This window comes from Pseudomonas monsensis, from assembly GCF_014268495.2.
GTDB lineage: Bacteria > Pseudomonadota > Gammaproteobacteria > Pseudomonadales > Pseudomonadaceae > Aquipseudomonas > Aquipseudomonas monsensis.
The window spans coordinates 639,446-652,526 of the sequence record NZ_CP077087.1; the positions used below are offsets into that span (position 1 = coordinate 639,446).

10 protein-coding genes are annotated in these 13,081 nt (G+C 61.6%); 8 read left to right on the forward strand and 2 right to left on the reverse strand.

Annotated elements, in window-relative coordinates; translation table 11 throughout:
- Positions 1–42: 42 nt before the first annotated feature.
- The 4 genes from HV782_RS02790 (at position 43) to HV782_RS02805 (ending at position 6,953) form a co-directional block, all read left to right on the forward strand.
- Positions 43–3,636, forward strand: coding sequence for a DUF2339 domain-containing protein (locus HV782_RS02790; protein ID WP_186748502.1), 3,594 nt, complete (start codon positions 43–45; stop codon positions 3,634–3,636).
- The gene (locus HV782_RS02795; protein WP_186748501.1) at positions 3,633–4,997 is read left to right on the forward strand and encodes a DUF3999 domain-containing protein; all 1,365 of its coding nucleotides are present in this window, start codon (positions 3,633–3,635) and stop codon (positions 4,995–4,997) included. Before HV782_RS02790 ends, HV782_RS02795 begins: the two co-directional genes overlap by 4 nt.
- A gap of 339 nt (positions 4,998–5,336) precedes the next feature.
- The gene (locus HV782_RS02800) at positions 5,337–6,347 is read left to right on the forward strand and encodes a class 1 fructose-bisphosphatase (RefSeq protein ID WP_007909265.1); all 1,011 of its coding nucleotides are present in this window, start codon (positions 5,337–5,339) and stop codon (positions 6,345–6,347) included.
- A gap of 3 nt (positions 6,348–6,350) precedes the next feature.
- Positions 6,351–6,953, forward strand: coding sequence for a DUF924 family protein (locus tag HV782_RS02805; protein WP_186748500.1), 603 nt, complete (start codon positions 6,351–6,353; stop codon positions 6,951–6,953).
- A 183-nt stretch (positions 6,954–7,136) separates the two neighbouring features.
- On the opposite strand, the gene HV782_RS02810 is transcribed toward HV782_RS02805, so the two are convergent.
- The gene (locus HV782_RS02810; protein ID WP_202894581.1) at positions 7,137–9,029 is read right to left on the reverse strand and encodes a methyl-accepting chemotaxis protein; all 1,893 of its coding nucleotides are present in this window, start codon (positions 9,027–9,029) and stop codon (positions 7,137–7,139) included.
- A 281-nt stretch (positions 9,030–9,310) separates the two neighbouring features.
- Here HV782_RS02810 and HV782_RS02815 point away from each other — a divergent pair, with 281 nt between their 5' ends.
- Both HV782_RS02815 and HV782_RS02820 read left to right on the forward strand, forming a co-directional pair.
- Positions 9,311–9,565, forward strand: coding sequence for a hypothetical protein (locus HV782_RS02815; RefSeq protein ID WP_007952486.1), 255 nt, complete (start codon positions 9,311–9,313; stop codon positions 9,563–9,565).
- A 31-nt stretch (positions 9,566–9,596) separates the two neighbouring features.
- Positions 9,597–10,166 (forward strand): lipocalin family protein, encoded by a 570-nt coding sequence (locus HV782_RS02820; RefSeq protein WP_123470680.1) that lies wholly within the window; start codon positions 9,597–9,599, stop codon positions 10,164–10,166.
- Between the two features lie 122 nt (positions 10,167–10,288).
- On the opposite strand, the gene HV782_RS02825 is transcribed toward HV782_RS02820, so the two are convergent.
- Positions 10,289–11,653: a formimidoylglutamate deiminase gene (locus tag HV782_RS02825; RefSeq protein WP_186748498.1), complete on the reverse strand. Its 1,365-nt coding sequence runs from the start codon at positions 11,651–11,653 to the stop codon at positions 10,289–10,291.
- A gap of 187 nt (positions 11,654–11,840) precedes the next feature.
- Between HV782_RS02825 and hutC the strand changes: the two genes are divergently transcribed.
- Together hutC and HV782_RS02835 are read left to right on the forward strand one after the other, a co-directional pair.
- Positions 11,841–12,509, forward strand: a complete 669-nt coding sequence (gene hutC, locus HV782_RS02830) for a histidine utilization transcriptional repressor HutC (RefSeq protein WP_232519483.1) — start codon at positions 11,841–11,843, stop codon at positions 12,507–12,509.
- Entirely contained in the window at positions 12,506–13,075 is a 570-nt protein-coding gene (locus HV782_RS02835) for a HutD/Ves family protein (protein WP_186748497.1), read from the forward strand. The genes hutC and HV782_RS02835 overlap by 4 nt, the downstream gene beginning before the upstream one ends.
- Positions 13,076–13,081 lie beyond the last annotated feature (6 nt).

Consider the following 13,081-nt stretch of genomic DNA (forward strand, 5'->3'; position numbering starts at 1 on the left):
CTAATCTTCCCGGATTGGCCTTTGCGCTTAGGGATATCGACCATGCAATGGATGTTCATGTTGATCGGGCTGCTGCTCGGCTGGCTGCTCGACGAGTCGTTCAGTGATGCGCTGTTGGGTGCATTGCTGGGGCTGGTCATCGGTCAGACGATCCGTATTACCCGACTCGGCTCGCAGACTGCCGAGCACAAACGTCAACTTGAACAGGCAAAAGTCGCCTTGCAGGCTGTCGAGCAACGTCTGTTTCTGCTCGAAGGTGCCGGCGTAAGCACTGCACCACCGAGGGTTGCGCCGGCTCCGGAAGCCGTCGAACCGGTGTTCGTCGCCGAACAGGCACCCGCTGCCGCACCGGAACTGGTCTGGGAGTTGCCGCCCGAGCTTGAACCGCTTTCCGCCGTCGCCAGCGAAACCAGTCAGCCGCTACCAGCCGATGTCTGGCGTCTGGACGCCATCACCGACGAGCCAACAGCCCCTGCACAACCTGCTGAACCCCGTGGCCCGAACCTGATCGAGCGCGGCATCAGTGCCGCGCGCAACTGGCTGTTTGGCGGCAACACGGTGCTGCGAGTCGGCGTGGTGTTGCTGTTTTTCGGTCTGGCGTTCCTGTTGCGTTACGCCACCGAAGGCATGGTCGTGCCGATCGAGTTGCGCTACGCCGGGGTCGCGGCTGCGGCGTTGGGACTGCTCGCGCTGGGGTGGTGGTTGCGCCGGCGCAACAGCAATTACGCGTTGATGCTGCAGGGCACCGGGATTGCGGTGCTGTATCTGACGGTGTTTGCGGCGATGCGTTTGCACCCGCTGCTTGATCCGTCGGCTGCGTTGGGCTTGCTGGTCGCGGTGACGGTGTTTTCGGCGATTCTGGCGATTACTCAAGATGCACTGGGCCTGGCCGCCGCCGCAGCGCTCGGCGGTTTCGCCGCGCCGATCCTGACCTCGACCGGGGCCGGCAACCATGTCGCGCTGTTCAGCTATTTCGCGCTGCTCAACGCCGGCATCCTTGCCATTGCCTGGTTCAAGGCCTGGCGGCTGCTCAACCTGATCGGTTTCGTCGGCACCTTCGGCATCGGTTTCGCCTGGGGCCTGCGCTCGTATGCGCCCGAGTTGTTGTGGAGTACCGAGCCGTTCCTGATTCTGTTCTTCCTGATGTACCTAGCCATCGGCCTGTTGTTCGCCCGTCGCAAGTTGCGCGACATGCCCGATGCGCCGGCGGATGGCGACCGCGAGGCATTGCTGCACTGGTCAGCGCGTAAAGGCGATTATGTCGACGGGACGATGCTGTTCGGCCCACCGATCATTGGCTTCGGTTTGCAGTTCGCGCTGGTCCAGCATCTGGAGTTCGCGGCCGCTTTCAGTGCGCTGGCGCTGGGCATGATCTACATGGCGCTGGCCAGAGTGTTGATGGGCGGTCGCGCGGTGTTGCTGGGTGAAACCTGTCTGGCGCTCGGGGTGATTTTTGCCAGTCTGGCGATCCCGCTGGGACTCGATGCGCGCTGGACCTCGGCGGCGTGGGCGGTGGAAGGTGCAGGGATTTTCTGGCTGGGTCTGCGTCAACATCGACCGTTCGCCCGGGCCTTTGCGCTGCTGTTGCAACTGGGTTCGGCACTGGCGTTCCTCAGTCAATTGCGTCTCGGCGAAAGCAGTCTGCTTGACGGTGCACCGTTGGGCGCATTGATGCTCGGTATTGCGTTGCTGTTCAGTTTCTACCAACTGCGCAAGGCTTCACCGGAACAGGCATCGCCTTGGGAGCGCCAAGGCTTGCCGGTATTGGCGTGCCTGGGGCTGACCTTCCTCTATCTGCTGGCGCCGCTGTTTTTCTTCGTTCAGGCCACGGCGATCAGTTGGGCGCTGGCCGGTTTGGTGACGTTGTTTGTCGGTCTGCGCCTGCAGTCGCGCACGTTCCTGTTCACCGCGTTTGCCGTGCAGTTGCTCGGTGGCGCGTTGTTCCTGTTGCGCCTGCAAGGCGCGGGCGAGGATTCGGCGGCCGTGTTCAGCGCTGGCTGGAGCGGCTTGCTCAGTGCATCGCTGATCGGTCTGGCGTTGATCGCCGGCATGCTGTTGGCGGCTCGCGATGACATGGTGCGCGGTGACGTGCGTCTGCTGCGCGGTTTGTCGGTGGTGCTGCTGGCGGGTCTGGTGCTGATCAATCTGGCGGTGCTGTTCGTGCTGCCGTGGCAGACCGCGAGTGCGGTGTGGGCCGCCAGCGGTTTGCTGATCATCTGGCTGAGCCTGTACCTCAAGCAGCGGGTGAGTTTTGTCTTCGGGCTGTTGTTGCAGGTGATCGGTGGCGCGGCGTTTTTGCTGGCCGGCCCGCAATTGCTCGGGCCGCTGTCCAGCGAAGGCTTGCGGCCGCTGGCCCATGGCGGCTTCTGGACGCCGCTGGTGCTGGGGCTGGCCGCGATGATCGGTGCGTGGCGCCTGCAACTGGGCAATCACGCCTCGGCCTTCGATGGGCTGAGTTTGCAGCGCTTGTCTGAAGTGTTGCTGGTGTGGGGCGCCGGTTGGTGGGCGCTGGCGTGGATCAGTGAAGTGCTGCGGTTTGCGCCGCTGCATCTGCAAGCCACGCTGTTGCTGCTGATCGCGGCGCTCAGCGTAGCGTTTTGGGCATGGTTGTCGCTGCGCCTGAAATGGTCGGCACTGGGCCTGCTCTGCACCTTGCTGATTCCGGCGGCAGGACTGGTGCTGCTGGCCGCCTGGCATTCGCGTTATCACCCGGCGGCAAACTTCGGCTGGCTGGCGTGGGCACTGGTGTTCGCCGTGCATGTCTTCAGTTTGCGGCGGTTGGCGCCGATGCTGCCGGCGCGGGCCTTGAGCACTGCGCATGTGCTCGGCTGCTGGTTGCTGATCGGCGTGCTGGCGCTGGAGTTGCGCTACGGCCTGCTGCTGTTGTCCGAGCAATACAACGCCTGGCGCTGGCTGGGCTGGGCGATTCTGCCGAGCCTGTATCTGCTGTTGATGGCCGCGCCGCGCAACTGGCCGTGGCCGGTGGCGGCGTTCCCCCGCGAATACCGCTTGTACGCGGCCGCGCCGCTGGCGGTGCTGATGTTGGGCTGGTTCTGGCTGGCCAATGGTGTCAGTGACGGTAACGCCGAACCGCTGCCGTATGTGCCGCTGCTCAACCCGCTGGAGTTGGGGTTGCTGTTCGCACTGTTCGGGGTGTACGTCTGGTCGCGCAGCGCCGTGACACAACTGTCGATTCGCAAGGATTACGCCGAGTACGCCACGCAACTGGTCGCCGGTATTTCCTTGTTCGCCTTTTGCACCGCGCTGGTCACCCGCGCCGCTCACCATTGGGCGGGGATCCCGTTCGAACTCGATCAACTGCTTGCCTCGATGCTGGTGCAGGCCGGCTTGTCCATCGTCTGGACACTGATGGCGCTGGGACTGATGATCGGCGGACATCTGCGTCATCGCCGCGAGGTCTGGCTGGTCGGCGCCGCGCTGATTGCGCTGGTGGTGGCCAAACTGGTTTTTGTCGAATTGAGCAACCGTGGCGGCCTCGCCCGGATCGTCTCGTTTATCGGTGTCGGCGTGTTGTTGCTGGTGGTGGGCTACTTTGCGCCGCTGCCGCCCAAACGCGTCGAGGCTGAACCGGCGGCGGACAAACCGGCCCCGGAAACCGAAGGAGTTTCATCTTGAGTCGCATGCTGAATCTGGGGTGGTTGGCGCTGGGCGTGGTGATGGCTGCCGGCGCCCAGGAAAAACCGGCGGACTTCGCCACGCAGGTGCCGCTGACCGTCAGTGGCAACGGCCCGTGGTACCGCCTCGAATTGCCCCTGAGCGCGCAGTTGCAGGCACGCCAGACCGACCTGAGTGACCTGCGGGTGTTCAACGCTGCCGGTGAGCCCCAGGCTTACGCCTTGGCCCGTGAATCGGCGCAGACCCGCGACAACGGCCAGTTGCACGAAGTGAAGTGGTTCCCCCTGTACAACGCCGCCGATGCCAGCGAACGCGCACCGAATGTGCGGGTGCAATCGACCACCAGCGGCACGCTGGTCGAAGTACAGCCCTCCAGCCAGTTGGAGGCCGGCGAAGAAGTGCTGCGTGGCTGGCTGTTGGATGCGAGCGCGATCAAAGCGCCGTTGCAGCAATTGATCCTTGACTGGACCAGTGAGCGCGACGGCTTTCAGCGCTTCAGCATCGAGGCCAGCGACGATTTGCAGCACTGGCAAGCGTGGGGCGAAGGTCAGGTCGCGCGGCTGACCTTTGCCGATGAGCGTATCGAACAGCATGAGGTGACGCTGCCGGGGCAATCGGCGCGTTACCTGCGGCTGTTGTGGGAGTCGCCGAGTTCGGCGCCGATCCTCACGGCGGCACAACTGAAAAACAGTGATCCGCGCAACGTTCCGCTGCCGTTGGTCTGGTCGCAGTCATTGGCCGGCAATAGCACCAAGGCCGGTGAATACAGTTGGCAGTTGCCGATGGGGCTGAATGTCGAGCGGGTGCAGGTTGAACTGAAGCAGCCGAACAGCCTGGCGCCCGTGACGCTGGCCGGCCGTCGTGAAAGCAGTTTGCCGTGGCAGACATTGAGCAGCGGTTTGCTGTATCGCCTGACGCAGAACGGTCAGGACGTGGTGCAGAACGAATTGCCGCTGTACGGGCAGACCGTGCAGCAGTTGAAATTGAATGTGGACGAGCGCGGCGGTGGTTTGGGCGAGCAGGCACCGAGTCTGAAATATGCGGTGCGGGCGACGCAGGTGATTTTCCTCGCACGTGGGGAGGGGCCGTATAGCCTGGCATTGGGTAACCCGAGTGTGAAACCGGCGAACCTGCCGCTGGCCACGCTGATTCCGGATTTCAAGCCGGAGAAACTCGCAGCCCTGGGCAAGGCGACGGTGGCGGGTGAAGTGCTCACCACTCAGGCTTCGCCTGCAACCACGACGGCCGCTGCCGAGACCAACTGGAAGAAAATCGGGTTATGGGCGGTGTTGTTGCTCAGTGTGGTTTTTCTTGGCGCGATGGCGTTCAGCTTGTTGCGCAAGCCACCGACCAACACCTGAGAATGGCCGGCGCTACGCGCCATTCGCTGGCAAGCCAGCTCCCACAGGTTATTGGGTGTAGACAAAACAGGTGAACGACCGAAGTCCTTGTGGGAGCTGGCTTGCCAGCGATGACTGCCGATCAATCAACAAAAATCTTCAAACTGCCGCTATCACTCAACCACCACCCGTCCCGAACCGGTCTACGCTAAACCCGCTACCTGAACTCTCCACTGACAATCACGTCTCATAGAGGCAATTACGCCCCAACGCACGTTACCGGGCGTCTTCGCTCGCTACGTTTTCAGACTCCCTGTAAACTGCGCGGGTTTTTAGCCCCCCATTCCACCGGAGCCGTCCATGTCCCGCGTTACCCTGAGTCGCTATTTGATTGAGCAGACCCGCAGCAACAACACTCCTGCCGATCTGCGCTTCCTGATCGAAGTGGTGGCGCGTGCCTGCAAGGAGATCAGCCACGCCGTGTCCAAAGGCGCCCTGGGCGGTGTTCTGGGCAGCATGGGCACTGAAAACGTCCAAGGCGAAGTGCAGAAGAAGCTCGACGTGATCTCCAACGAGATCTTGCTCGAAGCCAACGAATGGGGCGGTCACCTGGCCGGCATGGCGTCCGAAGAAATGGACAATGCCTACCAGATCCCGGGCAAATACCCGAAAGGCGCCTACCTGCTGGTATTCGACCCACTGGACGGTTCGTCGAACATCGACATCAACGCCCCGGTCGGCACCATCTTCTCGGTACTGCGTTGCCCGAACGAATACCTGAGCCAGAACGAGCCGTTGAACGAGAAAGCGTTCCTGCAGCCAGGCACCCAACAGGTTGCCGCCGGTTACGCGATCTACGGCCCGCAGACCATGCTGGTGCTGACCCTGGGCGACGGCGTCAAGGGCTTCACCCTGGACCGCGAAATGGGCAGCTTCGTCCTGACCCACGAAGACATCACCATTCCTGAATCGACCCAGGAATTCGCCATCAACATGTCCAACCAGCGCCACTGGGAAGCCCCGGTACAGCGCTACGTTGGCGAACTGCTGGCCGGCGAAGAAGGTCCGCTGAAGAAGAACTACAACATGCGTTGGGTGGCCGCGATGGTTGCCGACGTGCACCGCATCCTGACCCGTGGCGGTCTGTTCATGTACCCACGCGACAGCCGTGAGCCATCCAAGCCGGGCAAACTGCGTCTGATGTACGAAGCCAACCCGATGTCGTTCCTGGTGGAACAGGCCGGCGGCGCGTCCACCGACGGTCACCAGCGCATCCTCGACATTCAGCCCGAAGGCCTGCACCAGCGCGTAGCGGTGTTCCTTGGCTCGAAAGAAGAAGTCGCCCGCGCCACGGCCTACCACAAGGAATAAACCATGCACGCGCCTTGGCAGCCGTTGCTCGAGTGGTGGTTCGGACACGCCGAATCACCTGACGAGATTGCGGCTGACAAAGGCAAGTTGTGGTTCGGCAAGAAAGATAGCCAAGACCTCGAAGCGCAGACGCGTTTCGGGGTCTTTGTCGATCAGGCCCTCGCCGGCGAATTGACCGAGTGGACGCAACGTCCCGAAGGTTGGCTGGCGGTGGTGCTGCTGCTCGATCAATTGCCGCGAATGATCTTTCGCGACTCTCCCAAAGCGTTTTCCGGTGATCTGCGCGCGCAGAAACTCGTCGCCCAAGGCATTGCGGCGGACTTTGACCGGCAGTTGAAGCCGATCCAGCGGGTATTCATTTATCTGGTGTTCGAACACTGCGAAAACCTCGCGGTGCAGAACGAAGCCGTTTCACGGTTTATGGATCTGGTGGCTGAACAGCCGGAAGCCGAGCGGGCGGTGTTTGCCGATAATCTGGATTACGCCGAGCGGCACCGCAAAGTGATTGCGCGGTTTGGCCGGTTTCCGCATCGCAATGCGGTGTTGGGGCGGGAATCTACGGCTGAGGAGTTGGTGTTTCTTTCTGGGCCTGGCTCTAGATTTTAAGAGCTTTCCCTCACCCTAGCCCTCTCCCGGGGGGAGAGGGGACTGATCGAGGTGTCTGGGCTTGATACATCGACCTGAGATATCGAGTCGAACTCAGGTTTTGAACAGTGTGAAGATCGGCTCCCTTTCCCCCTCGCCCCCCTGGGGGAGAGGGTTGGGGTGAGGGGGTAAAGCCCTTGATCTTCAGATCCTGAAACTGCCCACCAACTGCTTCAACCGCGCCGCCTGCTGCTCCAGATCCGAGCACGCCCGCAGCGTTGCCTGCAGGTTCTCCACACCTTCCTGGTTCAGCGTGTTGATCTCGTTGATATCGACATTGATCGACTCGACCACTGCGGTCTGCTCTTCGGTCGCGGTGGCCACCGACTGGTTCATGCCGTCGATCTCGCCGATGCGCTGGGTCACGCTGCCCAACCGCTCGCCGGCCTGGTTGGCGATGCCGACGCTGCTTTCGCTCTCGCGCTGGCTCTCGGTCATGATGTTCACCGCCTGGCGTGCGCCGACCTGCAGCTCTTCGATCATCTTCTGCACTTGTTGCGCCGAATCCTGGGTACGGTGCGCGAGGTTGCGCACTTCGTCCGCGACCACGGCAAAACCACGCCCGGCTTCACCGGCACGGGCCGCTTCGATCGCGGCGTTGAGCGCCAGCAGGTTGGTCTGCTGCGAGATGCTGGTGATCACTTCCAGAATCTGGCCGATGTTTACCGTGTTGCTGTTGAGGGTTTCGATGTTGCCGCAGGAGTCGCTGATTTTTGCCGACAGTTGCTGCATGGCGTGGATGGTTTTATCTACCACCTGCTGGCCGTCGACCGCCAGGCTGCGCGCATCGCTGGAGTGCTGCGAGGCGAGGGCGGCGTTTTGCGCGATTTCCTGGGCGGCGGCGCCGAGCTGGTTGATCGCGGCGGCCACGCTGTTGGTGCGGCTGGCCTGCTGGTCAGAGTTGTACATTGACGAGTTCGATGCGGCGACCACGCGCAGGGCGACTTCGTTGACCTGGCCGGTGGCCGAGGACACTTCGCGGATCGAGGTGTGAATGCGCTCGACGAAGCGGTTGAACGAGGTGCCCAGTGCGCCGAACTCGTCGTGGCCGTGGATCACCAGACGCTTGGTCAGGTCGCCCTCGCCTTCAGCGATATCGTGCATGGCGCGGCCCATGGTCAGCAGCGGTTGCATCAGCACGCGGATCAGCATGCCGAGCAGGGCGATGATGATCACCACGGCAATGACCATGGCGATCAGCGCCGAAGTGCGGAATTCACTGAGCATCGAGAACGCAGTGTCTTTGTCCAGCACCAGCGCCACGTACCAGTCGGCCGATGGCACGCCGTTGACGTGGGTGAAGGAGATCAGTTGAGTCTTGCCGTCGAACTCGACTTCTTTCAGGCCCGGGCTGACCTTCGGCGCGCCGTTCGGATACGCCTCGGCGAGGGTCTTGAGCACCAGTTTGCTGTCCGGGTGGATGAGGATCTTGCCCTCGCTGCTGACGATGAAGGCGTGGCCGTGGCCGCCGAAGTTCAGCGAGTTGATGATCGCGCTGACGCTGCTCAGGTCGATGTCTGCACCGGCCACGCCGAGCATCTGGCCCTGGCGCTGCACCGGGGTGGCGACGGTGATCACCAGTTTGCCCGACGAAGCGGCGATGTACGGTTCGGTGACGATGGTCTGCTGCGCGCTGTTGGCCGCCTTGTACCAGCCACGGGCGCGCGGGTCGTAGTCCGGCGCGCGGTTGCCGGCGGGCACCGAGAACATCACGCCGTCGACACCACCGAAGTAGCTGAGCTGGAAATTGCCGGTGTAGGCGGGCAGGTCGATGATGCGTTTCAGGCTGGCGGGTGCATTACCGTCAACCGCCACTTGCTGCGACAGCGATTGCAGCAACTGAATCCGGCTTTCCAGCCAGGTCTGGATGTTGCTGGTGGTCAAGCTGCCCAGTTCCTGCATCGACGCTTCGGTGCTGCTGCTCAGGGCTTCGCGTTGTCGGTAATCGTTGAACAAAATGAAACAGGCGAACGCAATGGCCACCACGAGGGCGGCAGCCAACAAGATCTTGTGGCTGAATTTCATGTTTCTGGTCATCGAATGAACTACCGCGAAGGGACTGGTCAAGAAAGGGCGGCAATTTGCCACACTCGGGGGCTTTGCGCTGCTCTTATTTCGACCGCGGCGCGCCAAAGATTAGGCGGTTTTCGTGAAATGCGACGAAATGCGCACCAGGCCCACAAGGTGTCTGATTTATCGGCAAAAGCCAGACGGGCGGGCTAATAAATAGCCGTCCGTACAGGGAACCAGAAGAAGGTTTTCTCTTCTAAGCTTCTGGTTGGCACCCTGCCATCCCCCCTCGTTCCAGGAGTTACACCATGTCGCTGCGATCTATCGCCCTGTTGTCGTTTTGCGTGCTGTTGGCCGCATGCAGCAAGGTCAACCAGGAAAACTACTCGAAGCTCTCGGCCGGCATGGCCAAGGCCGAGGTTGAGACCTTGCTCGGCAAACCCACCGACTGCTCGGGCGCGCTCGGCATGTCCAGTTGCACCTGGGGCGACAAGAACAGCTTTATCAGCGTGCAGTACGCCGGTGACAAAGTGCTGATGTTTTCCGGCCAAGGCCTGAAGTAAACCGGGGCTTCGCGCCCACGGAGAAGAAAAAATGAAGCGGTTATTGTTGATCCTTTTTGCCGGCCTGGTGTTGGCCGGCTGCGCCACTTCAGGCGTCGACCCGTTGGCGCCGAAGACGGCCAACAGTGTCAATCTCAAGCGTTATCAGGGCACCTGGTACGAACTGGCGCGCTTGCCAATGTACTTCCAGCGCAATTGCGCGCAATCCGAAGCCCATTACACCCTCCAGCCTGACGGTAACGTCGCGGTGCTCAATCGCTGCCTGACGTCGCAGTGGCAGTGGGAAGAGGCCAAGGGCAAGGCTTATCCACAGGTGCCGGGCAAGACCGACAAGCTGTGGGTCGAGTTCGATACCTGGTTCTCGCGGCTGATTCCGGGTGTGGCGAAAGGCGAATACTGGGTGTTGTACGTCAGCGATGACTACAAGACTGCCATCGTCGGCGATCCGAGTCGCAAGTACATGTGGCTGTTGTCGCGCACGCCGACCGTCAACGGTGTGGTGCGTGAAGAACTGCTGAGCAAGGCGCGGCAGCAGGGGTATGACACCACGCGATTGATCTGGCGAACGTCGGATCGGCAGATGGCCAAGACTTCGAATTAAGCATCGCCACCAATCAAAATGTGGGAGCGAGCTTGCTCGCGAAGAGGCCGTATCAGTCGACTGAAATGTTGACTGATACACCGCTTTCGCGAGCAAGCTCGCTCCCACATTTTTGTTTTGTGTCAGCCTAAAAGGTCGCGCAGGACCTGGGTGAAGGCGCGGGCGCTGTCCTCTTCGCCGGCATGCCGGCCGTCACGCACCACCCACTGGCCGTTGACCAGCACATCGCGCACCTGACGATCGCCACCGGCGAACAACCACCGATTCAAGATCCCGTCACCCGTGGCCGTGGCCAGATACGGATCGTTGCCATCGAGCACAATCCAGTCCGCACGCTTGCCAACCGCCAGCGCACCAATCGGTTGCCCCAACGCCTGCGCACCACCGTCCAGCGCTGCGTCATACAACGTACGCCCGACCATCGGCTGATCCGCGCCATACAAACGGTTACGCCGCTGATCACGCAAGCGCTGGCCGTATTCCAGCCAACGCAATTCCTCGACCACGCTGAGCGACACATGGCTGTCGGAACCGATACCCATACGCCCACCCTGGGCGAGGAAATTCACCGCCGGGAAAATCCCGTCGCCGAGGTTGGCTTCGGTGGTCAGACACAGGCCGGCGATGGCGCGACTCTTGGCCATCAGCGTGACTTCTTCCGGGTTGGCGTGAGTCGCGTGAACCAGGCACCAGCGCTGATCGACTTCGGTGTTTTCGTAGAGCCATTGCAACGGACGCCGTCCGCTCCAGCTCAGGCAGTCATCGACTTCCTTCTGCTGTTCGGCGATGTGAATGTGCACCGGGCACTGTTGGTCGCTGGCGGCCAGCACTTCGCTGATCTGCTGCGGGGTCACCGCGCGCAACGAGTGAAAGCACAGGCCCAGCGATTGCGCCTTTTGCTGCGCCAGTAATGGCTGCAAGCGCGATTGCAGGTTCAGGTAATTTTCGGTGCTGTTGATAAAGCGACGCTGGCCGTCGTTCGGCGTCTGCCCGCCAAAACCCGAATGGCTGTAGAGCACCGGCAGCAGGGTCAGGCCGATGCCGCTGTCACTTGCGGCCTGGCTGATGCGCAGCGCCAGCTCGGCCGGGTCGGCGTAAGGCTGGCCGTTGTGGTCGTGGTGCACGTAATGGAATTCGGCGACCGAGGTATAACCGGCCTTGAGCATCTCGATGTACAACTGACGGGCGATCACCCCGAGCTGATCCGGACTGATTTTTCCGACCAGCCGATACATCAGGTCGCGCCAGGTCCAGAAACTGTCGTTGGGATTGCCGGCCACTTCGGCCAGTCCGGCCATCGCACGCTGGAAGGCGTGGGAGTGCAGGTTGGGCATCCCCGGCAGCAACGGGCCGCTCAGCCGCTCGGCGCCATCTGCGGTGGAATCGGCCTGGATTTGGGTCAACACGCCATCGGCGTTGACCTCAAGACGTACATGGTTGGCCCATCCGTTAGGCAGCAGCGCGCGTTCGGCAAAGAAGGCGGACATGGTTCAGCACCCCATCGTGTGTTATTTGTATATACATATACAGACGTTTGCCTGCCCGGTAAACTCCGGCAAGCTAGCCACTTTCTTCAATGAACAGGGATCAACCGTGCCGACTCCGCCTCCAGTCTCCCCGTTGGCCGCGAACCTGGGCGACAGTCCGGCGCCCTTGTACGCCCGCGTCAAACAGATGATCACCCAGCAGATCGACAGCGGTAACTGGCCGCCGCACTACCGTGTGCCGTCGGAAAGCGAGCTGGTCAATCAGCTCGGTTTCAGCCGTATGACCATCAACCGTGCGTTGCGTGAAATGACCGCTGACGGTTTGCTGGTGCGCATGCAAGGCGTCGGTACATTCGTCGCCGAACCGAAGAGCCAGTCTGCGCTGTTCGAAGTGCACAATATCGCCGACGAAATCGCCTCACGCGGCCACCGCCACACCTGCCAGGTCATTACTCTGGAAGAAGAGGCCGCCGGCTCCGAACGCGCACTGGCGCTGGACATGCGCGAAGGGCAGAAGGTTTTTCACTCGCTGATCGTGCATTACGAAAACGACATTCCGGTGCAAATCGAAGACCGTTTCGTCAACGCGCTGGTCGCGCCGGAATACCTCAAGCAGGATTTCACCCTGCAAACCCCGTATGCCTATCTCAACCAGGTGGCGCCGCTGACTGAAGGCGAACACGTGGTCGAAGCGATCCTCGCTGAACCGTCCGAGTGCAAATTGCTGCAGATCGAAAAAGGCGAGCCGTGCCTGTTGATCCGCCGTCGTACCTGGTCGGGCCGTCAGCCGGTGACGGCGGCGCGCCTGATTCACCCCGGTTCCCGTCATCGTCTGGAAGGACGCTTTCATAAATGAATGGTTTGAAGGTTTTACGCGCCGAAGGCTACCCGCGCATGCCGTGGAAGAACGGCGGCGGCAGCACCGAAGAAATCACCCGAGACGCGGGCGCGGGCCTGGAGGGTTTTGGCTGGCGCCTGTCGATTGCCGACATCGCCGAGTCAGGCGGGTTTTCGACCTTTACCGGTTATCAGCGAGTGATCACGGTGTTGCAGGGCGACGGCATGACGCTGTGCGTCGATGGCGATGACACACGCCCGCTGTTACCGCTCGACCCGTTTGCGTTCAGCGGCGAAAGCCAGGTGTCCTGCACGCTGCTTGGCGGGGCGATCCGCGATTTCAACCTGATCTACGCGCCGCAGCGTTACCGCGCGCGGTTGCAGTGGCTGGACGGTGAGCAGCGGTTTTTCAGCTCGGCGGGGACAGTGTTGGTGTTCAGTGTCAGTGAGTTGCTGCACGTGCAGGTCGGTGACAGCGTTTCACCGTTGGGGCGACATGATTGTCTGCAACTGGACGGTAACGCCGGGTTGGTCGAAGTCTCCACCAATGCCGCTTGTTGCGTAATCGAACTCCTCCAAAACTAACCAGAA